Source organism: Streptococcus hillyeri (assembly GCF_041081565.1).
GTDB classification, from domain to species: Bacteria; Bacillota; Bacilli; order Lactobacillales; family Streptococcaceae; genus Streptococcus; species Streptococcus hillyeri.
The window spans coordinates 676,892-695,904 of sequence record NZ_CP163513.1; the positions used below are offsets into that span (position 1 = coordinate 676,892).

27 protein-coding genes are annotated in these 19,013 nt (G+C 40.0%); 25 read left to right on the plus strand and 2 right to left on the minus strand.

Annotated elements, in window-relative coordinates:
• The first annotated feature begins 109 nt into the window (after positions 1 to 109).
• The 10 genes from racE to yidD all read left to right on the plus strand — a co-directional run bounded on the left by racE (position 110) and on the right by yidD (position 6,258).
• Positions 110 to 904 (plus strand): glutamate racemase, encoded by a 795-nt coding sequence (gene racE / locus AB6M99_RS03335; protein ID WP_121836205.1) that lies wholly within the window; start codon positions 110 to 112, stop codon positions 902 to 904.
• Positions 901 to 1,893, plus strand: a complete 993-nt coding sequence (locus AB6M99_RS03340; protein ID WP_121836206.1) for a nucleoside-triphosphate diphosphatase — start codon at positions 901 to 903, stop codon at positions 1,891 to 1,893. Before racE ends, AB6M99_RS03340 begins: the two co-directional genes overlap by 4 nt.
• Positions 1,875 to 2,396, plus strand: a complete 522-nt coding sequence (locus AB6M99_RS03345) for a YfcE family phosphodiesterase (RefSeq protein WP_121836207.1) — start codon at positions 1,875 to 1,877, stop codon at positions 2,394 to 2,396. Before AB6M99_RS03340 ends, AB6M99_RS03345 begins: the two co-directional genes overlap by 19 nt.
• Entirely contained in the window at positions 2,393 to 2,857 is a 465-nt protein-coding gene (gene cbpB / locus AB6M99_RS03350; RefSeq protein ID WP_121836208.1) for a cyclic-di-AMP-binding protein CbpB, read from the plus strand. The genes AB6M99_RS03345 and cbpB overlap by 4 nt, the downstream gene beginning before the upstream one ends.
• The gene (xerD, locus tag AB6M99_RS03355; RefSeq protein ID WP_121836209.1) at positions 2,850 to 3,602 is read left to right on the plus strand and encodes a site-specific tyrosine recombinase XerD; all 753 of its coding nucleotides are present in this window, start codon (positions 2,850 to 2,852) and stop codon (positions 3,600 to 3,602) included. Before cbpB ends, xerD begins: the two co-directional genes overlap by 8 nt.
• A complete protein-coding gene (locus tag AB6M99_RS03360) occupies positions 3,592 to 4,305 on the plus strand; it encodes a segregation/condensation protein A (protein ID WP_121836210.1) in 714 nt (237 codons plus the stop codon). Before xerD ends, AB6M99_RS03360 begins: the two co-directional genes overlap by 11 nt.
• Positions 4,298 to 4,531 (plus strand): phosphoribosylaminoimidazole carboxylase, encoded by a 234-nt coding sequence (locus AB6M99_RS03365; RefSeq protein WP_121836211.1) that lies wholly within the window; start codon positions 4,298 to 4,300, stop codon positions 4,529 to 4,531. The genes AB6M99_RS03360 and AB6M99_RS03365 overlap by 8 nt, the downstream gene beginning before the upstream one ends.
• Positions 4,528 to 5,088, plus strand: a complete 561-nt coding sequence (gene scpB, locus AB6M99_RS03370; protein ID WP_121836212.1) for an SMC-Scp complex subunit ScpB — start codon at positions 4,528 to 4,530, stop codon at positions 5,086 to 5,088. The genes AB6M99_RS03365 and scpB overlap by 4 nt, the downstream gene beginning before the upstream one ends.
• A 199-nt stretch (positions 5,089 to 5,287) precedes the next feature.
• Positions 5,288 to 6,013: a pseudouridine synthase gene (locus AB6M99_RS03375; RefSeq protein WP_121836213.1), complete on the plus strand. Its 726-nt coding sequence runs from the start codon at positions 5,288 to 5,290 to the stop codon at positions 6,011 to 6,013.
• Positions 6,010 to 6,258 (plus strand): membrane protein insertion efficiency factor YidD, encoded by a 249-nt coding sequence (yidD, locus tag AB6M99_RS03380; protein ID WP_121836214.1) that lies wholly within the window; start codon positions 6,010 to 6,012, stop codon positions 6,256 to 6,258. Before AB6M99_RS03375 ends, yidD begins: the two co-directional genes overlap by 4 nt.
• A gap of 99 nt (positions 6,259 to 6,357) precedes the next feature.
• Here the strand turns inward: yidD and AB6M99_RS03385 are convergent, their stop codons facing one another.
• Positions 6,358 to 7,440 (minus strand): DEAD/DEAH box helicase, encoded by a 1,083-nt coding sequence (locus AB6M99_RS03385; protein ID WP_121836215.1) that lies wholly within the window; start codon positions 7,438 to 7,440, stop codon positions 6,358 to 6,360.
• Between the two features lie 142 nt (positions 7,441 to 7,582).
• Here AB6M99_RS03385 and udk point away from each other — a divergent pair, with 142 nt between their 5' ends.
• The 14 genes from udk (at position 7,583) to AB6M99_RS03455 (ending at position 18,071) form a co-directional block, all read left to right on the plus strand.
• Entirely contained in the window at positions 7,583 to 8,206 is a 624-nt protein-coding gene (gene udk, locus AB6M99_RS03390) for a uridine kinase (protein WP_121836216.1), read from the plus strand.
• Positions 8,207 to 8,262: 56 nt separating this feature from the next.
• The gene (locus AB6M99_RS03395; RefSeq protein ID WP_121836217.1) at positions 8,263 to 8,979 is read left to right on the plus strand and encodes a hypothetical protein; all 717 of its coding nucleotides are present in this window, start codon (positions 8,263 to 8,265) and stop codon (positions 8,977 to 8,979) included.
• Positions 8,980 to 9,318: 339 nt separating this feature from the next.
• The gene (gene msrB, locus AB6M99_RS03400) at positions 9,319 to 9,762 is read left to right on the plus strand and encodes a peptide-methionine (R)-S-oxide reductase MsrB (protein WP_121836218.1); all 444 of its coding nucleotides are present in this window, start codon (positions 9,319 to 9,321) and stop codon (positions 9,760 to 9,762) included.
• A gap of 15 nt (positions 9,763 to 9,777) precedes the next feature.
• Positions 9,778 to 10,134 (plus strand): DUF1304 domain-containing protein, encoded by a 357-nt coding sequence (locus AB6M99_RS03405; protein WP_121836219.1) that lies wholly within the window; start codon positions 9,778 to 9,780, stop codon positions 10,132 to 10,134.
• A 123-nt stretch (positions 10,135 to 10,257) separates the two neighbouring features.
• Positions 10,258 to 11,637 (plus strand): oxaloacetate decarboxylase subunit alpha, encoded by a 1,380-nt coding sequence (locus AB6M99_RS03410; RefSeq protein WP_121836220.1) that lies wholly within the window; start codon positions 10,258 to 10,260, stop codon positions 11,635 to 11,637.
• Between the two features lie 9 nt (positions 11,638 to 11,646).
• Positions 11,647 to 11,952: an OadG family protein gene (locus AB6M99_RS03415; protein ID WP_369351097.1), complete on the plus strand. Its 306-nt coding sequence runs from the start codon at positions 11,647 to 11,649 to the stop codon at positions 11,950 to 11,952.
• Between the two features lie 41 nt (positions 11,953 to 11,993).
• The gene (locus AB6M99_RS03420) at positions 11,994 to 12,335 is read left to right on the plus strand and encodes a biotin/lipoyl-containing protein (RefSeq protein WP_121836222.1); all 342 of its coding nucleotides are present in this window, start codon (positions 11,994 to 11,996) and stop codon (positions 12,333 to 12,335) included.
• Positions 12,336 to 12,344: 9 nt separating this feature from the next.
• Positions 12,345 to 13,475, plus strand: coding sequence for a sodium ion-translocating decarboxylase subunit beta (locus AB6M99_RS03425; RefSeq protein ID WP_369351098.1), 1,131 nt, complete (start codon positions 12,345 to 12,347; stop codon positions 13,473 to 13,475).
• Positions 13,476 to 13,650: 175 nt separating this feature from the next.
• Positions 13,651 to 14,856, plus strand: a complete 1,206-nt coding sequence (locus AB6M99_RS03430; RefSeq protein WP_121836224.1) for an efflux RND transporter periplasmic adaptor subunit — start codon at positions 13,651 to 13,653, stop codon at positions 14,854 to 14,856.
• A 13-nt stretch (positions 14,857 to 14,869) separates the two neighbouring features.
• Complete coding sequence (locus AB6M99_RS03435; protein ID WP_121836234.1) at positions 14,870 to 15,556, plus strand: ABC transporter ATP-binding protein; 687 nt, start codon at positions 14,870 to 14,872, stop codon at positions 15,554 to 15,556.
• Between the two features lie 8 nt (positions 15,557 to 15,564).
• Positions 15,565 to 16,788, plus strand: a complete 1,224-nt coding sequence (locus AB6M99_RS03440; RefSeq protein ID WP_121836225.1) for an ABC transporter permease — start codon at positions 15,565 to 15,567, stop codon at positions 16,786 to 16,788.
• Positions 16,781 to 17,395, plus strand: a complete 615-nt coding sequence (locus tag AB6M99_RS03445) for a TVP38/TMEM64 family protein (protein WP_121836226.1) — start codon at positions 16,781 to 16,783, stop codon at positions 17,393 to 17,395. The genes AB6M99_RS03440 and AB6M99_RS03445 overlap by 8 nt, the downstream gene beginning before the upstream one ends.
• Positions 17,396 to 17,535: 140 nt before the next feature.
• Positions 17,536 to 17,808, plus strand: a complete 273-nt coding sequence (rpsP, locus tag AB6M99_RS03450) for a 30S ribosomal protein S16 (protein ID WP_121836227.1) — start codon at positions 17,536 to 17,538, stop codon at positions 17,806 to 17,808.
• Between the two features lie 23 nt (positions 17,809 to 17,831).
• Positions 17,832 to 18,071, plus strand: coding sequence for a KH domain-containing protein (locus tag AB6M99_RS03455; RefSeq protein ID WP_121836228.1), 240 nt, complete (start codon positions 17,832 to 17,834; stop codon positions 18,069 to 18,071).
• A 72-nt stretch (positions 18,072 to 18,143) separates the two neighbouring features.
• Here AB6M99_RS03455 and AB6M99_RS03460 read toward each other — a convergent pair whose 3' ends face one another.
• Positions 18,144 to 18,338: a hypothetical protein gene (locus AB6M99_RS03460; protein ID WP_121836229.1), complete on the minus strand. Its 195-nt coding sequence runs from the start codon at positions 18,336 to 18,338 to the stop codon at positions 18,144 to 18,146.
• 113 nt (positions 18,339 to 18,451) lie between these two features.
• Between AB6M99_RS03460 and AB6M99_RS03465 the strand changes: the two genes are divergently transcribed.
• Positions 18,452 to 18,931: an 8-oxo-dGTP diphosphatase gene (locus tag AB6M99_RS03465; RefSeq protein ID WP_121836230.1), complete on the plus strand. Its 480-nt coding sequence runs from the start codon at positions 18,452 to 18,454 to the stop codon at positions 18,929 to 18,931.
• Positions 18,932 to 19,013: the final 82 nt, after the last annotated feature.

Consider the following 19,013-nt stretch of genomic DNA (forward strand, 5'->3'; position numbering starts at 1 on the left):
TCATAGCAACATAAAAGTAAATTCGTAAAGTGTGTTTTTGCAACCTTCCTGTTTGCATCATAAAATAGGAACTGTTCAGAGACACCATTACAACATTAGGAAAGTGTATATGGATAATCGACCAATTGGTTTTTTAGATTCGGGTGTAGGTGGCTTGACTGTAGTGCGTGAGCTCATGCGTCAGCTACCTCACGAAGAAATTGTTTATATTGGAGATTCAGCAAGGGCTCCGTATGGTCCTAGACCGGCAGAGCAAATTAGGGAATACACTTGGGAATTGGTGAATTTTCTATTAACTAAGAATGTTAAGATGATTGTTTTTGCCTGTAATACAGCGACAGCAGTTGCTTGGGAAGAGGTTAAGGAAGCTCTTGATATTCCTGTTATTGGTGTGATTTTACCAGGATCAAGCGCAGCGATTAAGTCAACAACCTCAGGTAAGATTGGTGTCATTGGAACACCGATGACCATTAAATCAGACATTTATCGGGAAAAGATTAATCAGCTCTCGCCTCAAATGACAGTAACAAGTCTTTCCTGTCCGAAATTTGCCCCTATTGTTGAATCAAATGAGGCAAATTCTAGTCTTGCTAAGAAGGTGGTCTATGAAACCTTAGCTCCCTTAGTGGGAAAAGTTGACACCTTAATTTTAGGGTGTACCCATTATCCTCTTTTACGCCCTATTATCCAAAATGTGATGGGGGATCAGGTTAAACTAATTGATAGCGGAGCAGAGTGCATTCGGGACATATCTGTTCTTCTTAATTATTTTCAACTCAATCATAGCCGCGAAGTCGCGTTGGAGAAGCACCGCTTTTTTACCACCGCAAGCGTCGCCTCTTTTCGAGAAATTGCTGAAAATTGGCTAGGGCAAACTATTCATGTGGAGCATGTAGATTTATGACAGAAAAAATTTATGAATATAAAGATGACAATAATTGGTTTATCGGAAAAGGTTCTTTTGCCAATATATTTTCCAGTTTTGGAGAGGGTGGGAGAGAGCAAGAGATTTCTCAGTTGGGGCATCAGTTAGATCAATTGATTGCACCAAGGTATGAAGATGAGTTTAATCAATGTGTTGCTATTGAAGTAATCAAATTGCAATCAGACGTTCGGCTGATTCAGTTTGCCCTAGAGATTTTAAATGACTTAAATAATCGTCAATTTAGAGCCGTTCATCATAAGGGGACTGTTCTCATTATTGAAGGGGAAAAACTGTACTCGGTTTATTTGCCAAAGACTGGTGTGAGTCTAACTGACTTTTTTGGTCAATCCGAAACAGGTTTTGGTGATACCCTGTTAATTGCTACAAAAAATGAAGGTAAGACTAAGGAGTTTCGTAAATTCTTTGAAAAAATGGGGATTACGGTGGAAAACCTTAATGATTACCCAGACTTACCAGATGTTGCAGAAACTGGTATGACCTTTGAAGAGAATGCCCGTTTGAAGGCTGAGACAATTGCTAAGCTGACAGGTAAGATGGTTTTAGCAGATGATTCAGGGCTTAAAGTGGATGTTTTAGGTGGTCTTCCTGGTGTTTGGTCAGCTCGTTTTTCTGGACCAGATGCGACAGATGAAAAAAATAATGCCAAGTTGTTACATGAATTACAAATGGTATTTGAGCTAAAAGACAGAAGCGCTCAATTTCATTGTTGCTTGGTGGTAGCAAGTCCAGATAAGGAATCTTTAGTAGTTGAAGCTGAGTGGCCAGGCTATATAGGCGTGCAGCCACAAGGGGAAAATGGTTTTGGCTATGATCCTCTCTTTCTAGTCGGTGAATCAGGACGAACAGCTGCGCAGCTTTCTTCTGACGAAAAAAATGAACAATCGCACCGCGGTTTAGCGGTCAAAAAACTCATGGAGGTCTTTCCATCATGGCTGAATACACGTTAATTGTTATGAGTGATTCTCACGGCGATAGGCAAGTTGTGGAGAATATCAAGTCCCACTATCTTGGAAAGGTAGATGCTATTTTTCATAATGGTGATTCTGAACTAGAATCTAAAGATAGCATCTGGGATGGCATTTCAGTCGTTCGTGGGAACTGTGATTACGATTCTGGTTACGAGGACAGTCGTGTGACACGTTTTCCAAATGTAACCATTGCTCAAACCCACGGTCACCTTTATCATATCAACTTTATGTGGGACCGCTTAGATTTATTTGCCCAAGAAGCTGAGGCAGATATCTGTTTGTACGGTCACTTGCACCGTGCAGCTGCTTGGCAAAATGGCAAGACAGTCTTTATCAATCCAGGTTCTGTTTTACAGCCTCGTGGGGAAGTGTCAGAGAAGCTTTATGCCAAAGTGATGGTCACAGATGATAAGATTGCCGTTGATTTCTACCGTCTTGACCACACACGATTTGAAGGGTTATCAGAGGAATTTTCACGATGATTGCAAAAGAATTTGAAATTTTTTTAAAAGGGCAGTTGAACACTTATTTGACACCTGCTGAAGAGGTTGCTATTTTTGTGGATACTCACAATGCCGACCACGTGCTCTTACTTCTTGCTAGTAATGGCTTTTCCCGCGTTCCTGTCATTACGAAGGAGAAAAAATACGTGGGAACCATTTCTCTTTCAGATATCATGAAGTATCAGGCTGAGAATGGTTTACAAGACTGGGAGATGGCACAGACCGATATTGCCCATATGGCAAATAGCAAGATTCCTACGGTGTCAATCAATGCAGATGTGACAGAAGTGCTTCATAAATTGGTTGATTTCCCCTTTTTGCCAGTGCTTGATGCTGAGCAAACCTTTGTGGGCATTATCACACGCAAGTCGATTTTAAAAGCGGTCAACAGTCTTCTCCATAATTTTACGAAGGATTATACGATTCATCCAAATGACTGATTTTATTCCTTATATTACTGATTTTTTATCTGAGAAAAAGCTGGCGCAAAATTCTAGAAAGTCTTATCAGTATGATCTTGAACAATTTCTTCAAGAAATCAAAGGCACCCCTGATGATTATAGCTTGCGCCTCTATCAAGAAAAATTGAGCGATTTGAAACCGTCAGCGCAAAAACGAAAACTTTCCAGTGTGAATCAATTTTTGTATTACCTCTACGAAAAAGGTCATCTTGATCGTTTTTACAAATTAAAAGTTGCCAAGAAGCCTCTGGCTCAGACTAGGGTGAGTACCTTACTAGAGTTAGATTGTCTCTATCACGAAACAGACGATTTAACAGGTCAGCTGATTGCGCTTTTGATATTAGAACTGGGTCTAACACCTAGTGAAATTGCAGAACTTCAGGTGTCGAAAATTGATAAGGAATTTCAGATCATAACGCTAAAAAAATCTGGTGCGGTACGAATTTTAGCCATTAGTGAAAAATTGCTGCCTTATCTTAATTGGGAAACCAATCAGAAGTACCTTTTTGAAAACTCTGGTAAACCCTACACCCGTCAATGGTTTTTTACAAAATTATCTCATTATCTGAAAAGCCTTGACTTGGTGGAATTGACTGCTCAAAAATTACGTGAGCAGTATATGTTAAGAGAACAAGCAGCAGGAGTTCCTATTTTAGAATTGGCTAAAAAATTAGGATTGAAAAACACGACCACCTTAGAAAAATACTATAAACATGGACATTAAACTAAAAGATTTTGAAGGACCATTGGACCTCTTGCTCCATCTGGTTTCTAAATACGAAATGGATATCTATGATGTCCCGATTGTGGAGGTTATCGAACAATATTTAGCTTACATTGAGACCTTGCAGGCGATGCGTTTGGAGGTGGCTGGTGAGTACATGTTGATGGCTAGCCAGCTGATGTTGATTAAAAGTCGCAAATTGCTCCCTAAAATTGTGGAAGCAGAGCCAGAAGCTGATGATCCTGAACTTGATTTGCTTAGCCAGATTGAAGAATATCGCAAATACAAGCTTCTCAGTCAAGAGTTGGCAGTGCAGCATGATGTTCGGGCGCAGCATTTTTCAAAACCAAAACAAGAACTCATCTATGACGATGTGACCCTCAATCATGACCGAACAGCCATTGACTTGTTTTTAGCCTTTTCTCAGATTATGGCTAAGAAGCAGGCGGAAATTCGTAATAGTCACACGACGATTGCGCGTGATGATTATCGTATCGAAGACTTAATGGTCTTTGTTGAAGAAAAGCTGGCGCAAAAAAGCCAATTGCACTTGTCAGAACTTTTTGACCAAGCGACTGATAAACAAGAAGTGATTACGATTTTTCTTGCCACTCTGGAGCTGATTAAGGTGCAGAAGGTTCTTGTGTCACAGGATGAAAATTTTGGGGAAATCATTTTGACCAAAGGAGGGGAAGATGCTTAAGATTATTGTACATGCTTTTGCAGAACCAACGGAGGCAGTAGTAGAAGTCCTCTATGCTTCAGAAGATGAAAATGTTATTTCAAACAAAATGGCAGAGTTCACCACGCAATATCCCAATGATTATCTAGCCGTCTATGACTTGCCACTCGATGTGGATTTGGGAAGTTTGCCTCATTATCCTTCGGTTGCAATTTCACCAGATGATTTTAATGGAGGAGAGGGATGAGCCATTTAGCGAGTATAGAAGCTTTGCTCTTTGTAGCAGGAGAAGATGGTCTCAGTTTGAGACAGTTGGCTGAGTTGACCCAACTTTCTGCGTCAGCTTTGTCCCAACAATTGGAAAAATTAGCAGAAAAATACACAGCTGATGATGATTCTGCCCTTTGTCTTGTCGAGACGGGAAAAACCTATAAATTATTGACGAAGGAGCGACATGCTGAGATTCTGCGTCTTTACTCTAGCACGCCCATCAATCAAAGTTTGTCTCGTGCCAGTCTTGAGGTACTGTCGATTATTGCCTACAAGCAACCTATTACGCGTGTTGAAGTTGATGAGATACGCGGTGTCAATTCAAGCGGCGCCATTACCAAGCTTCAAGCCTTTGATTTGATTCGTGAGGACGGTAAAAAAGAAGTTCTTGGCCGTCCTAACCTCTATGTCACGACAGATTATTTCTTAGACTATATGGGGATTAATCGCTTAGAAGAGCTTCCAGATGTCTCTAGCATCCAACTTCAAAATGAAGAAGTCACTCTCTTTGACACAGAAACAGATATGGCGTAAGATGGAGACAGGAAAAGTGGTATTGTAGAACGTCCTACAAGCATAGTGAAAGTGAGAAAGAGAGATTGATAGAAATGATAGTCTCTAATCCCTTTCTAAAAAAGCTGCCCTGTCCGACATCATTTATCGAAAAACTAAAATACATATTACAGACGTGAGTTAGTAGAAAAGGAGCGAGGGGAGACCCTCGAAAAAGAATATGCGCATTAATAAATACATTGCCCATGCGGGTGTTGCTAGCCGTCGTAAGGCGGAAGAATTGATCAAGGCTGGTCTTGTGACCATCAATGGAGAAGTTGTCCGTGAGTTGGCAACCACCGTTAAATCTGGCGATAAAGTTGAGGTAGAAGGAAGCCCTATCTACAATGAAGAAAAGGTCTACTACCTACTCAACAAACCAAAAGGTGTGATTTCAAGCGTGAGTGACGATAAAGGGAGAAAAACGGTTTTAGATTTTCTTCCACAAGTTAAGGAGCGCATTTATCCAGTAGGTCGTCTAGACTGGGACACGTCAGGTGTTCTGATTTTGACCAATGATGGTGATTTTACAGATAAAATGATCCACCCTCGAAATGAGATTGACAAGGTTTATTTAGCTCGTGTCAAAGGCTTAGCTACTAAAGAAAATCTTCGTCCATTGACTCGTGGTGTGGTGATTGATGGTAAGAAAACAAAGCCTGCGCGTTACAATATTATCAAGGTTGATCCTGAAAAAAATCGTTCAGTTGTTGAATTGACCATCCACGAAGGGCGCAACCACCAAGTCAAAAAAATGTTTGAAGCTTGTGGGTTACTTGTTGATAAATTGTCTCGTACCAAATTTGGGACACTTGATTTAACAGGTCTTCGTCCCGGTGAAGCACGCCGTCTTAATAAAAAAGAAATCAGCCAGCTTCATAATGCTGCGACCACAAAGACAAAATGAAAAAGCTCCTTATAGCTCCTGTTAGATTTTATCAGCGGTTCATTTCACCAGTATTTCCTGCTTCTTGTCGCTATCGTCCAACCTGTTCTCAATACATGATAGAAGCTATTGACAAGCACGGACTAAAAGGCGTTCTTATGGGTGTGGCAAGGATTTTGCGTTGCCACCCTTTTACAGAAGGTGGAGATGATCCTGTACCAGATCATTTTAGTCTGCACAGGAATAAGTCGGCTAAAAGTGATTAAGGATGTTTTATTGTGGGATACATCATATTTATTAAAGAGATAGAAAAAAGAGGAGATTAGGTTTCTGACCGGGTCTCCTCTTTTGTGTGTTTCATTCACTTATTTTTGATGTAGGGTTTGATTTTTTAAATAAACTTCTGAAACTTTGGCAAATTTCTTCAGTTTTTTGAGGTCTTCTGGGTGGGTGACAAGGGTGATGACATTTCCAGTTTTTCCCATACGTCCTGTACGACCAGCACGGTGCGTATAGGTTTCTTTGTCACGAGGGACTTCAAAATTGATAACTGTTTCAAGACGATCAATATCAATACCACGGGCAACTAAGTCTGTTCCAAGTAGTAGAGAAATCTCGTGATTTTTAAACTTCTCTAAAATCACTTTACGGAATTTGACATTAACGTCACTAGCTAATGAGACAGCAGAGCTTTCGACAAATTGTAGACGTTCCTCAGTAGCTCCCAAATCAGAGAGGCTATTAAAGAAAACAAGCCCACGAAAATCAGGAATATTTGAAAACTTACGCAGCAAGTCTAAACGGTCACGCTTTTCAACCTGAATATAGAAGTGGCTGATAGTGTCTAATTTTTGGTCCGATAAATCCAGAATTTCAGTATTCTCAACCAAAGCAGTGTTATCAACTTTATTGGTTGCGGACATGTAAATCATTTGATGGTCACGCGGCACATAAGATGTGATGCTTTTGACAAAATGATATTGGCTATCACTCAAGAGCTCGTCAAATTCATCTAGAATAATCGTGTTCACGTTCATCATTTTGATTTTCTTGAGTTTAATCAGCTCGAAAATACGCCCTGGTGTTCCAATCAGAATTTCGGGCCCTTTTTTGAGGCGTTCAATTTGACGTTTTTGGCTTGAGCCTGAGAGAAATAGCTGAGCAGTTAGTCCGATTGGCTCTGCCCATTCTTTTGTCACTTCAAAAATTTGACCAGCTAATTCAGTATTTGGAGCCAGAATAAGTAATTGCTGAGATTTTTTGGGCGTTAATGTTTGCAGAGCTGGTAATAGATAGGCCAAGGTTTTGCCAGTTCCTGTTGGACTGATACCTAGAATATTTTTACCAGAAAAAATAGGGTCAAAGGCTTGTTCTTGAATAGGTGTTAATTCTGAAAAACCAAGTGTTTGTAATTGTTCTTGCCAAATCGTTGGAAAATGTTGATGCATAATATATCCTTTTTTATTCTTCTTATTTTCCATTATAGCATGAAATATGGTAAAATAGTGAGAATGCAAATTTTAGAATTTAGAAAAGAAGAAAGGGCAGATAAGTTAGAAAACGTGTTTCTGATTTTCTCTGTGTAGTACAATGCGTAAAAAACCTATTATTATTGGCGTAACTGGTGGTTCTGGTGGTGGTAAAACAAGTGTGTCACATGCCATCTTAGCTAATTTTCCAGATGAAAAGATTGCCATGATTGAACACGATTCTTACTATAAAAATCAAGACCACTTGACCTTCGAAGAACGTGTGAAAACCAACTACGACCATCCTTTAGCTTTTGATACGGATTTTATGATTGAGCAATTAAAGGAATTGATTGCGGGGCGTCCAGTGGATATTCCCATTTATGACTATACGCAACACACTCGCAGTAAGGAAACGTATCGTCAGGAACCTCAAGATGTCTTTATCATTGAAGGCATTTTGGTCATGGAAGATAAGCGCCTTCGTGATTTAATGGACATTAAAATTTTTGTGGACACAGATGATGATATTCGTATTATTCGTCGTATCAAGCGTGATATGGTTGAACGTGGACGTAGCTTGGATAGCATTATTGAGCAATACACTAGCGTCGTGAAGCCGATGTATCACCAATTTATTGAGCCAACCAAGCGCTACGCTGATATTGTCATCCCAGAAGGTGTGACTAACCTTGTTGCGATTGACCTTATCAACACAAAAATAGCCAGCATTTTAGGAGAGTAATAACATTAATTGTCAGAAAACCATTGAAATGGTAGCCTGACAATTTGGAGGCAGTCATGGATAAGAATAAGAACAATCACATTTGGGCTATGATAGGGATTTTACTCTTAATCGTGGCAATTTTAGCTCTCTTTCGTTACCGCCATTCACAACTTGAAGCACAGCGGATTATCATCGAAGAAAGAGTTAGTCGAACTTCTAAAAATAAACAACTAACCGCTGCGGAAGAAGCAGTTAAAGCACTTGAACAAGATATGACTGATGAGAATGTCACAAAGGCACAACATGCTGTCGATTACCTAAAAGAGAGTGATATCAAGATAAAACTTCAGAAGCGTATCAATGTGGTAAAAGAGCGTCTAGCTAAAAAGATGGAAGATGACAAGCTCAAAAGCCAAGCAGAAGAAACTGTCAATCATCTTGAGCAAAATAAGTCATCTGAAAACCTTATCCTTGCCCAAGAAGCAGTTGATAAACTAACGGATACCGAACTTCAAGCAACCTTGCAAGTGCGTATCAATAAGGTAAAAGGTGAACTTGAAGCTCACCCGCAAGAGTCTACCAATAGCGATGCGGTGACGGAAATTCCTATCCCACAAGAGAATCAAAATAGCAGTGATAATTCTGCTGAGACACCACCAGTCGAAAATGTTGACAATCAAGGATTGGAAACTGGCGGTATTGACTCTCCTCAAATAGTTCCAGATTCAGGAGATACGGATTCTAGTATTGGTGAACCTGCATCACCGACTTCTGGTGATACAGGAAATTAGAATGAACAATCAAAAGGAGGTTGAGACAAATATCTCAACTTTCTCTTTTTGATAGTAATGACAGATTGGCGCAGTGGTTGATTGGAGGTTTCCAACTGGACACTTCTTCATTTTCAAGTGTCCACCTCAAACAGTCCACTGGACAGTTTCAGCCTGAGCTTAGAAACCAGAGAGCGAGGAAAATCGAAATCGTCATTTTTTGACGATTTAACGATTTTTGTCCCACTCTCGCTTATTTATTGTCAATATCTTTTAATCAAAATGTTTATACCTTGACACTGAACGTTAAAAGGTCTAGAATATAACAATATTTGCATAACAGATATTGAGGTGTAAAAAATGGCTGAAACTAGAGAAGAACTTCGTCAACGTATTGGAGACTTGGCTTTTGAAGTGACGCAAAATGCAGGTACTGAGCGTGCTTTTACAGGTCGGTACGATGATTTTTTTGAAAAAGGTATTTATGTTGATGTGGTCAGCGGAGAAGCGCTGTTTTCATCGTTGGATAAATACAATTCAGGCTGTGGTTGGCCAGCTTTTACTAAACCGATTGAAAATCGAATGGTTACAAATCATGATGACCGGTCACATCACATGAGACGTGTTGAGGTGAGAAGTCGTGGTGCCCAGTCCCATTTGGGTCATGTCTTTAACGACGGTCCTCAGGAAGCAGGAGGGCTACGTTACTGTATCAACTCAGCAGCTCTGCAATTTATTCCTTATCATCAGCTTGAAGAAAAGGGCTATGGGGAATATCTAACTTTATTTGATAAGCAACCTTGAAATAGGAGGAGAAAAATGTCAATTATAACAATTATTTTAGGCACCTTAGTTGCCTTAGAATTTTTCTATATTTTTTACCTTGAGACGCTTGCGACCACATCAGCTGCAACATCACGCGTTTTTAACATGGAAAAAGAAGAGTTGGAGCGTCCGTCGGTCAATACATTGTTTAAAAATCAAGGTGTTTACAATGGCTTAATTGCTGTCTTGATTATCGTTGCATTGTTTATTTTACCAAGTATACAGTGGTTGATTCTTTTGATGGTTTACGTCATCTTAGTTGCCATTTATGGTGGTCTTACCAGTGATAAAGCAATTATTTTAAAACAAGGTGGTTTAGCAATTCTAACCCTAATTTCAATGCTATTTTAAGAAATATAAAGAGGACTGAGTAATCAGTTCTTTTTATATCTGCAAAATTTTGTAATCGTTTTCTTTGAGATTGTGATATAATGAAAATAGCTTTAAATCGATGAAAAATAGAAGGGAGTTTCTATGAAGTCAGTTGCGATTACAGAAACCTTGTTGCGTGATGCCCATCAGAGCTTGATGGCGACGCGTTTGTCTATAGAGGATATGCTGCCAGTTTTACCGTTATTAGATAGGGTTGGCTATTATTCACTCGAATGTTGGGGAGGTGCCACATTTGATGCTTGTTTACGCTTTTTAAATGAAGATCCGTGGGAGAGGCTACGGACATTAAAGAAAAATCTTCCTAATACCAAGCTACAAATGTTACTTAGGGGACAAAATCTTTTAGGCTATCGCCATTACTCAGATGATGTGGTGGATAAGTTTGTGGAACTATCTGCTGAAAATGGGATTGATGTTTTTCGAATTTTTGATGCCCTAAACGATACACGAAATTTACAGCGAGCTTTGGATGCTGTTAAACGAACTGGTAAAGAGGCTCAGCTTTGCATTTCTTATACAACCAGTCCAGTCCATACTGTTGACTATTATATAGCGTTGACCAAACAGATGGTGGCTATGGGAGCAGATTCGATTTGTATCAAGGATATGGCAGGGGTATTGACACCTAAGGACGCCAAGGATTTGATCGGTGGCATGAAGTCGGTAACAACTCTTCCGATTATTTTACACACTCATGCAACCAGTGGGATTTCTGAGATGACTTACCATGCAGCGGTTGAAGCTGGTGTTGATCGTATTGATACGGCCCTATCACCATTTTCAGGAGGAACGTCTCAACCTGCGACAGAGTCACTTTATCTTGCCCTTAAAGATGAGGGATATGATGTTTCACTAGATGAAAAACTGATGGAAGAAATTGCTGTTTATATGAGGACTGTTCGTCAGAGGTACCTCGATAACGGCACGATGAGCCCGACACTTCTTTTTGCAGATCCTAGGACCTTGATTTATCAAGTTCCTGGTGGTATGCTATCAAATATGTTGTCACAATTGAAACAAGCTGGTGCAGAAAGCAAACTTGATCAGGTATTGGCAGAGGTTCCTAAAGTTAGAAAAGATATGGGATACCCACCTCTCGTTACTCCGATGAGTCAAATTGTGGGAACTCAGGCAGCTATGAATATTATACTTGGTGAGCGCTATAAGATGGTTTCCAAAGAGGTCAAACAATATCTTGTTGGCGAATATGGAAAATCTCCTGTTCCAGTTGATCCAGAGTTTGCTAAATCAATTATTGGGGAGGCTGAGATTTATTCAGGACGTCCTGCAGATCGCTTAGAACCAGAGTTAAATAAACTCCGTGAGGAAATTGGTGAGTTGGCTAAATCTGACGAAGATGTGCTGATTTATGCTCTTTTCCCAAATGTTGCCAAGGACTTTTTAACAAAAAAATACGCTCCTAAAGATGAAGTAATTCGTGTGACGGGCTATGTGGTGTAAGGAGGAAAGATGACTTATTCACTGATTGATATTTTACAAGTAACGGTTGTTTCGATGGGACTGGTATTTATCTGCTTACTAGGAATCATGTTAATGATGCAGTTAACTGGTAAGGTTTTAGGGAGACCGACACCAATTGCGGAACAGATGGAACAACCAACTCAGTCACCTGTGGCAGCAGCGCCAGCGCAAACGGGACTTGCTTTGGTAGAAGAAGATGAGCTGGCTAAGGTTGCTGTTTTAACAGCGCTAGCTTTTGCTTCTAAAAAGGAAAGCGGTAAACGTTTTGAAGTGGCAAATGTTGTCAAGAAGTAAGTGGCTTTAAATGACATGTGGTAAAAGAAAGGATAATTTAGATGAAATATGAAGTAACGGTAAATGGTCAAGTCTACGAGGTAACATTACGTGAGTTAGCGGAAGGAGAGACGGTAGCAACATCTAGTCCAGCTCCGAAGGCAGAACCTTCACCTGCACCAGTCGCTACAACTGGCGATGTCCTCAAGGCACCGATGGCAGGAACTGTTTTGGCCATTAAAGTGCAAGCAGGGCAAGCTGTTAAAAAAGGTGAGGTGGTTGCTATTTTGGAAGCGATGAAGATGGAAAATGAAATCCTCGCCCCAGCTGATGCAACAGTGTCTCAAGTATTGGTGACGCCAAATCAAGCGGTTGAATCAGACCAAGCGCTCTTAGCATTTTAGGAGGCGCCTATGTTAGAAGTAATCAATCAAATGATTGAAACCTCTGGATTTGCTAATATGACATGGCAACACATGGTCATGATAGCTCTGGCTTTGGTCTTTCTTTATTTAGGAATAAAAAAAGAATATGAACCTTATTTGATGGTTCCGATTGCCTTTGGTATTTTGTTGGTCAATTTACCTTTGGGAGGACTTATGGCACATCCAGAGGGTGGGAATCCCGGTGGCCTTCTCTATTATCTGTATCAAGGGACTAATCTAGGGATTTATCCACCACTGATTTTCCTTTGCCTTGGGGCATCAACAGATTTCGGACCATTGATTGCCAATCCAAAGACTATTCTCCTTGGAGGTGCAGCGCAGCTTGGCATCTTTGCAGCTTTCTTCTTAGCGATTGTATTTGGCATGACACCGCAAGAAGCTGCTTCTGTAGGAATTATTGGAGGTGCCGATGGACCGACAGCTATTTATGTGACAACACGTTTGGCACCTGATTTACTTGCCACCATTGCCTTGGCAGCTTATTCTTACATGGCTTTGGTACCAATTATTCAACCACCGATTATTCGAGCTTTGACCACAGAGGAAGAACGCAAAACGAAGATGGTTCAAGCACGCCCTGTTTCTCAAACGGAAAAAATTATCTTCCCAATCGTCGTTACGATTTTTGTTAGCCTCATGGTACCAAGTGCGACAACTTTAGTCGGCTGTCTCATGTTAGGTAACTTGGTTCGTGAGATTAAGATTGTTCCAAAGATTGTTGATAATTTACAAAATACGCTCATGTATTGTGTGACAATTATCCTTGGATTAACGGTCGGTGCTAAGGCAAATGCAGAGCTATTCTTGTCAGTAACAACGTTGAAAATTATTGCTCTTGGACTGTTAGCCTTTTCTATTGGTACAGCCGGTGGTGTACTTTTCGGAAAAGTGATGTACCGCTTGTCTGGTAAAAAAATCAATCCAATGATTGGTGCGGCAGGCGTTTCTGCGGTACCAATGGCTGCGCGTGTGGTACAAAAGGTTGGTCAAGAAGAAGATCCAAGTAATTTCCTTTTGATGCACGCCATGGGGCCAAATGTGGCAGGTGTGATTGGTTCTGCTATCGCAGCGGGTGCGCTTTTAGCTTTCTTTGGTTAATTAATAGTTTTATAGATAAAATGGAGGTTGGGAAGCTTTTTCCTAACCTCTTTCTTACAAAACTGTAAGCGTATATTTTTTTCAAAATTGTATACTGAATACAGTTGAAGCTTGACAAGTTTTGAGTTTAAAGATATCATTGTATTACATAATAAATACATAGAAAGAAAAAGTTATGGCACGTAAAAAAGATAAAAAGGGATTTTGGAATAAGAAGACGATCATTGGAGGCGTAGCTAGCTTGGTTGTTCTAACTGCTGGAGGATACGCTTATATAGCTTCTACAGGGACAAGCGGAGCTAAAGAAAATGTGGTTTATCAGACGACTGCAGTGACTGAAGGAACCTTAGCGTCAACCACGCTTTTATCTGGTACTGTCAAAGCTCAAGCTGAACAATATGTGTACTATGATCCTAGTAAGGGAACAGGGGCTACAGTAACTGTTGCTGTGGGAGATAAAATTACAGCTGGTCAACAATTGGTCCAATACGATACCACCACTGCCCAAGCAGCTTACGACGAAGCTGCTCGTGCCCTTAATAAAGTTGGTCGTGACATCAATCAGTTAACCACTTATGGACTCCCACAAGCTGTGTCTACTACCGATGAGAAAACTGGTGAAACAGTCACTGTTAATCCTACGGAACAAGCAAACGCAGAATATCAAAATCAGTTGCAGACCTTGTATGAAGCCTATGCTTCAGCTGAAGCTCAAGTAGCTAAGGCTCAAGCTGCGCTAAATGAAACAGTTTTGCTCAGCGATGTTGAAGGAACTGTTGTTGAAATTAACAATAACATCGACCCATCAGCCAAGGAAAGCCAAGTTCTTGTGCACGTCACCAGTGAAGGGAAATTACAAGTTGAAGGTAGTTTGACAGAATATGACTTAGCCAATATTAAAGTTGGTCAAGCTGTAAAATTGAAATCTAAAGTCTATCCAGATAAAGAATGGACAGGGAAGATTACCTATATTTCGAATTATCCTTCACAAAATACCAGTCCTGCAAACGCCGCTAATGCGACATCTGGCGCAAGCTACGCTTATAAGGCTGAAATTACGAGCGACCTAGCTGAATTAAAACAAGGCTTCTCAGTATCTGTCGAAGTCGTCAATGACCAAAAGAGTTTATTAGTGCCATTGACTGCGGTTGTGACCGATGGTGATAAATCATATGTTTGGGCTTTTGATGGTCAAAGTAAAAAAGCTTCTAAAATTGAAGTTAAAGTAGGAGAAGCAGACGCTGTTTCTCAAGAAGTCTTATCAGGACTAACAGCAGGTCAAACCGTCATTGCTAATCCAGATGACTCGCTTAAAGCTAATCAGAAATTAGAGGATACCAAGCCGTTTACAGAAACTGAGGTGACTTCTAGTGACAAGTGATCAAAAAGAATTGATGTCCTTGTCAGGTATTACCAAGTCTTATCGTAATGGTGATGAGGAGTTGCAAGTTTTGAAGGGGATTGATTTGACCGTCCATGAAGGAGAATTTGTAGCCATCATGGGGCCATCTGGTTCAGGTAAGTCAACTCTTATGAATATCATCGGTCTCTTGGATCGTCCAACGTCTGGCACCTATCATTTATCTGGGACAGCTGTTGAGGAATTGGGTGAGAAAAAATTAGCGCAGGTCAGAAATGATGAGATTGGCTTTGTCTTTCAACAATTTTTCTTATTGTCTAAATTAACGGCACAAGAAAATGTAGAACTTCCCTTGATTTATGCTGGAGTAGGCGTGAGCAAACGTCGTGAATTAGCGCAAGCTTTTCTTGAAAAAGTAGAACTCGGTGAACGTCGCAAACACCTTCCTTCAGAACTTTCTGGAGGTCAAAAGCAGCGGGTCGCCATCGCAAGAGCCTTAGTCAACAGCCCATCCATTATCTTAGCTGATGAGCCAACTGGGGCACTTGATACTAAGACGGGAAACCAAATTATGGATCTTTTGACACAACTCAATCGTGAAGGCAAGACTATTATCATGGTCACTCACGAACCTGAAATAGCTGATTATGCGACTCGAAAAATTGTGATTCGTGACGGTGAGATTACTGCTGACACGACCGAAAGTGTCAGAATAGATTAGGAGGGGTTATGGAAAATTGGAAATTTGCAATTAGCTCTGTCCTTAGCCATAAAATGCGGTCTATCTTAACCATGTTGGGAATTATTATCGGTGTGGCAGCCGTTGTGATTATCATGGGGCTTGGAAATGCAATGCAAGCTAGCGTAGCTGACAGTTTTACTGGAGATCAGAAAACGATTCAGCTCTATTTTCAACCAGCTGATGCTGAAGAAGATCCCTATGCAGCCTTTTACGGCGGAAGTCTGAATGATGTCACTGTCAAAAATGAATGGTTACAAGAAATTGTAGATAATACAGAAGGAATTGATTCTTACTTCACTACAAATAGTGCAGGTGGTACCATTTCTTACGGTAAAAAGACTGTTGATAATGCCATGGTTACTGGTGTTAGTAGCCAGTATTTCTCTGTTAAAGAATACGAAATTGTTGCAGGGAGAGCCTTTCGAGATGCTGATTATCAGAATTTTTCACGCATTATCATGTTAGATACTGTGATGGCTGATGATTTATTTGGTAAAGGAAAGTACGATACTGCCTTAAATAAGGTGGTTAATCTGGGAAATAAAGATTATCTTGTCGTTGGGGTTTTTAAAACAGAGACATCAAGTATTGGAATAGCAGGTTTAACAGGAACTGCTGTGATGACCAATACACAGGTAGCTCATGAATTTGGAACCAAAGAAAATGCTATGATTTATTTCCATGTCAATGATGTTACCCTTAGTCAGGATTTAGGTAAAAAAGCTGGCGCTTATTTAACACGTCTCTCTCAAGTGAAAGATGGGGAGTATACGGTAGCGGATACGACGGAAATTCTTAATGAGATTAACACTCAGTTTGGTATCATGACAACGGTTATCGGCTCAATTGCTGGTATCTCATTATTGGTAGGGGGTATCGGCGTGATGAATATCATGTTGGTATCTGTGACAGAAAGAACAAGGGAAATTGGTCTTCGTAAGGCTTTGGGAGCAACACGAGGAAAAATCCTTACGCAATTCCTTATTGAAGCAGTTGTGCTAACCGTTTTAGGTGGTCTAATAGGGCTTGGTCTAGCTTATTTAGCCGTAGGTGCGGCAGGAAATGCTCTGCAATTATCTAATGCCACGGTGTCTCTTGATGTTGCAGGGATTGCGATAACCTTCTCAGCAGGTATTGGTATTTTCTTTGGATTGTTACCGGCCAATAAAGCAAGTAAATTAGATCCGATTGAGGCCTTACGTTATGAGTAAAGAAATTAATCCAAAACGTTATCAGATTTATCAAAAGATTGTTAAAATTGTAGGTGTCTTGGCGCTGGTTTTATCAGTCGTTTTAGTGGCTTACCTTATCCGAGGATTGAAGGTCTTTGAAAATCCAGATGCTTTGGCTGAGCTAATTAAAGATCATATGATCTTTGGAAGCATTAGTTTTTTCCTTATTCAAGTGATTCAAGTAATAGTTCCAATCATCCCAGGAGGGGTGACAACGGTTATCGGCTTTATGGCCTTTGAATTTTGGTGGGGACTCTTTTTAAATTATGTTAGTTTATCTCTGGGGTCGTTGATTTTGTTCTGGTTAGTCAAAGAATACGGTCGCCCCTTCATCTTACTTTTTGTGGATGAAAAGCACCTCATTAAATATGAGAAGCACCTGAGTTCAAAAACCTACGAACGCTTTTTCATCCTCAATATGTTATCCCCGATGGCACCAGCTGATGTCATGGTTATGGTGACTGGTCTCTCTAGCATGTCCTACCGTAAATTTATTAGAATTATTTTGATTTGTAAGCCAATTTCTATTGTAACTTACAGTTACTTTTGGATTTACGGTGGACAGTGGTTGGAGAAGTTGTTTTAAAAAATGCTAAAAAAGATTAAAATTTTTAAAGGTGTCAAGTTTTTTTCTTGACATCTCTTTTTTATATGGTATACTAAATAAAGTAAGTTAGTAGCTCTGCTATTAACCATAATAAAATAAAGAAAAGAGATTTATCTAAAATGGCAGTAAAAATCCGTTTGACTCGTATGGGTTCTAAGAAAAAACCTTTCTACCGTATTAACGTTGCAGACTCACGTGCACCACGTGATGGTCGTTTCATCGAAACTGTTGGTACTTACAACCCACTTGTTGCAGAAAACCAAATCACAGTTAAAGAAGATCGCGTCCTTGACTGGTTGGCTAAAGGTGCACAACCATCTGACACAGTTCGTAACATCCTTTCAAAAGCTGGTGTTATGAAGAAATTCCACGAACAAAAATTTTCAAAATAAAATAAGTGAGTGACTAAAAGCCTATGGATACCATCGAAAACCTCATTATCGCTATTGTGAAACCCTTGATTTCACAACCAGATAAATTGACTATTAAAATTGAAGATACTCCAGAATTTTTGGAATATCACCTTAATTTAGACCAACAAGATATCGGTCGTATTATTGGTAAAAAAGGACGTACGATTACAGCGATTCGAGCGATTGTCTATTCGGTACCAGTATCAGGTAAAAAAGTCCGCTTGGTTATTGATGAAAAGTAGTGACAGCTAGGAGAAAATCCTGGCTTTTTTTGATATCAAAAAAGACTGAAACAACGTCAGTCTCTGATAAGATTATTTACCGCCAAATAGCCCTTTAACTTTATCGAGGATACCGTCAGCACCTTGAGCGCCTTCGATGAGGGTTTTAGCTTGTTCGAAGTATTCTCCGAGGTTATCTTTTTGGTCGTTGACGAAGTCAAGCGCTGCTGAAAAATCGCGTTTTTCAATCATTTCTTTTACTTGGTTAAATAGGTCTTGTGGATTCATAGTGGAACCCCTTTCTTTTTTGATACTTTCATTAAACCATAAACAATCATTTTTTGAAAGTTTTTAGCTTAATAGTTTTACTTTTGCTATAATAGGATGAAAAAGGAGACAGTATGAAATTAGCAACGATTTGTTACATTGATAACGGGAAAGAATTTTTACTCTTGCATCGCAATAAGAAGTCAAATGATGTTCATGAGGGAAAGTGGATTTCTGTCGGGGGAAAATTGGAGAGAGGTGAGAGCCCAGAGGACTGCGCCAAACGGGAAGTTTTTGAAGAAACGGGTTTGACTGTTGAGGAGATGGAACTTCGTGGGATTGTAACTTTTCCAAACTTTACGCCTGATACGGATTGGTATACTTATGTTTTTAAGGTGACGGCATTTACTGGTCAGTTATTAGAAGACTGTGCTGAAGGGACATTAGAATGGGTTCCTTATGATCAGGTGCTATCAAAGCCAACATGGGAAGGCGATTACGAGATGTTCAAGTGGATTTTAAACGATGAGCCATTTTTCTCTGCTAAAATGACCTATGGTGGAAACGTTTTGAGAGAGAGTCAGGTTGTTTTTTATCCGAATAGCAAGAAATAAACTCTGTTTCTCCACAGCTTAATTTTATCAGCTTAAAGTCACCCTAATCGGTGATTTTTTGCTCTGATTTTGGTATAATGGT

Coding starts and splice junctions, on each gene's coding strand:
- racE (WP_121836205.1), top strand. CDS start 110: ATGGATAATCGACCAATTGGTTTTTTAGATTCGGGTGTAGGTGGCTTG.
- AB6M99_RS03340 (WP_121836206.1), top strand. CDS start 901: ATGACAGAAAAAATTTATGAATATAAAGATGACAATAATTGGTTTATC.
- AB6M99_RS03345 (WP_121836207.1), top strand. CDS start 1,875: ATGGCTGAATACACGTTAATTGTTATGAGTGATTCTCACGGCGATAGG.
- cbpB (WP_121836208.1), top strand. CDS start 2,393: ATGATTGCAAAAGAATTTGAAATTTTTTTAAAAGGGCAGTTGAACACT.
- xerD (WP_121836209.1), top strand. CDS start 2,850: ATGACTGATTTTATTCCTTATATTACTGATTTTTTATCTGAGAAAAAG.
- AB6M99_RS03360 (WP_121836210.1), top strand. CDS start 3,592: ATGGACATTAAACTAAAAGATTTTGAAGGACCATTGGACCTCTTGCTC.
- AB6M99_RS03365 (WP_121836211.1), top strand. CDS start 4,298: ATGCTTAAGATTATTGTACATGCTTTTGCAGAACCAACGGAGGCAGTA.
- scpB (WP_121836212.1), top strand. CDS start 4,528: ATGAGCCATTTAGCGAGTATAGAAGCTTTGCTCTTTGTAGCAGGAGAA.
- AB6M99_RS03375 (WP_121836213.1), top strand. CDS start 5,288: ATGCGCATTAATAAATACATTGCCCATGCGGGTGTTGCTAGCCGTCGT.
- yidD (WP_121836214.1), top strand. CDS start 6,010: ATGAAAAAGCTCCTTATAGCTCCTGTTAGATTTTATCAGCGGTTCATT.
- AB6M99_RS03385 (WP_121836215.1), bottom strand. CDS start 7,440: ATGCATCAACATTTTCCAACGATTTGGCAAGAACAATTACAAACACTT.
- udk (WP_121836216.1), top strand. CDS start 7,583: ATGCGTAAAAAACCTATTATTATTGGCGTAACTGGTGGTTCTGGTGGT.
- AB6M99_RS03395 (WP_121836217.1), top strand. CDS start 8,263: ATGGATAAGAATAAGAACAATCACATTTGGGCTATGATAGGGATTTTA.
- msrB (WP_121836218.1), top strand. CDS start 9,319: ATGGCTGAAACTAGAGAAGAACTTCGTCAACGTATTGGAGACTTGGCT.
- AB6M99_RS03405 (WP_121836219.1), top strand. CDS start 9,778: ATGTCAATTATAACAATTATTTTAGGCACCTTAGTTGCCTTAGAATTT.
- AB6M99_RS03410 (WP_121836220.1), top strand. CDS start 10,258: ATGAAGTCAGTTGCGATTACAGAAACCTTGTTGCGTGATGCCCATCAG.
- AB6M99_RS03415 (WP_369351097.1), top strand. CDS start 11,647: ATGACTTATTCACTGATTGATATTTTACAAGTAACGGTTGTTTCGATG.
- AB6M99_RS03420 (WP_121836222.1), top strand. CDS start 11,994: ATGAAATATGAAGTAACGGTAAATGGTCAAGTCTACGAGGTAACATTA.
- AB6M99_RS03425 (WP_369351098.1), top strand. CDS start 12,345: ATGTTAGAAGTAATCAATCAAATGATTGAAACCTCTGGATTTGCTAAT.
- AB6M99_RS03430 (WP_121836224.1), top strand. CDS start 13,651: ATGGCACGTAAAAAAGATAAAAAGGGATTTTGGAATAAGAAGACGATC.
- AB6M99_RS03435 (WP_121836234.1), top strand. CDS start 14,870: ATGTCCTTGTCAGGTATTACCAAGTCTTATCGTAATGGTGATGAGGAG.
- AB6M99_RS03440 (WP_121836225.1), top strand. CDS start 15,565: ATGGAAAATTGGAAATTTGCAATTAGCTCTGTCCTTAGCCATAAAATG.
- AB6M99_RS03445 (WP_121836226.1), top strand. CDS start 16,781: ATGAGTAAAGAAATTAATCCAAAACGTTATCAGATTTATCAAAAGATT.
- rpsP (WP_121836227.1), top strand. CDS start 17,536: ATGGCAGTAAAAATCCGTTTGACTCGTATGGGTTCTAAGAAAAAACCT.
- AB6M99_RS03455 (WP_121836228.1), top strand. CDS start 17,832: ATGGATACCATCGAAAACCTCATTATCGCTATTGTGAAACCCTTGATT.
- AB6M99_RS03460 (WP_121836229.1), bottom strand. CDS start 18,338: ATGAATCCACAAGACCTATTTAACCAAGTAAAAGAAATGATTGAAAAA.
- AB6M99_RS03465 (WP_121836230.1), top strand. CDS start 18,452: ATGAAATTAGCAACGATTTGTTACATTGATAACGGGAAAGAATTTTTA.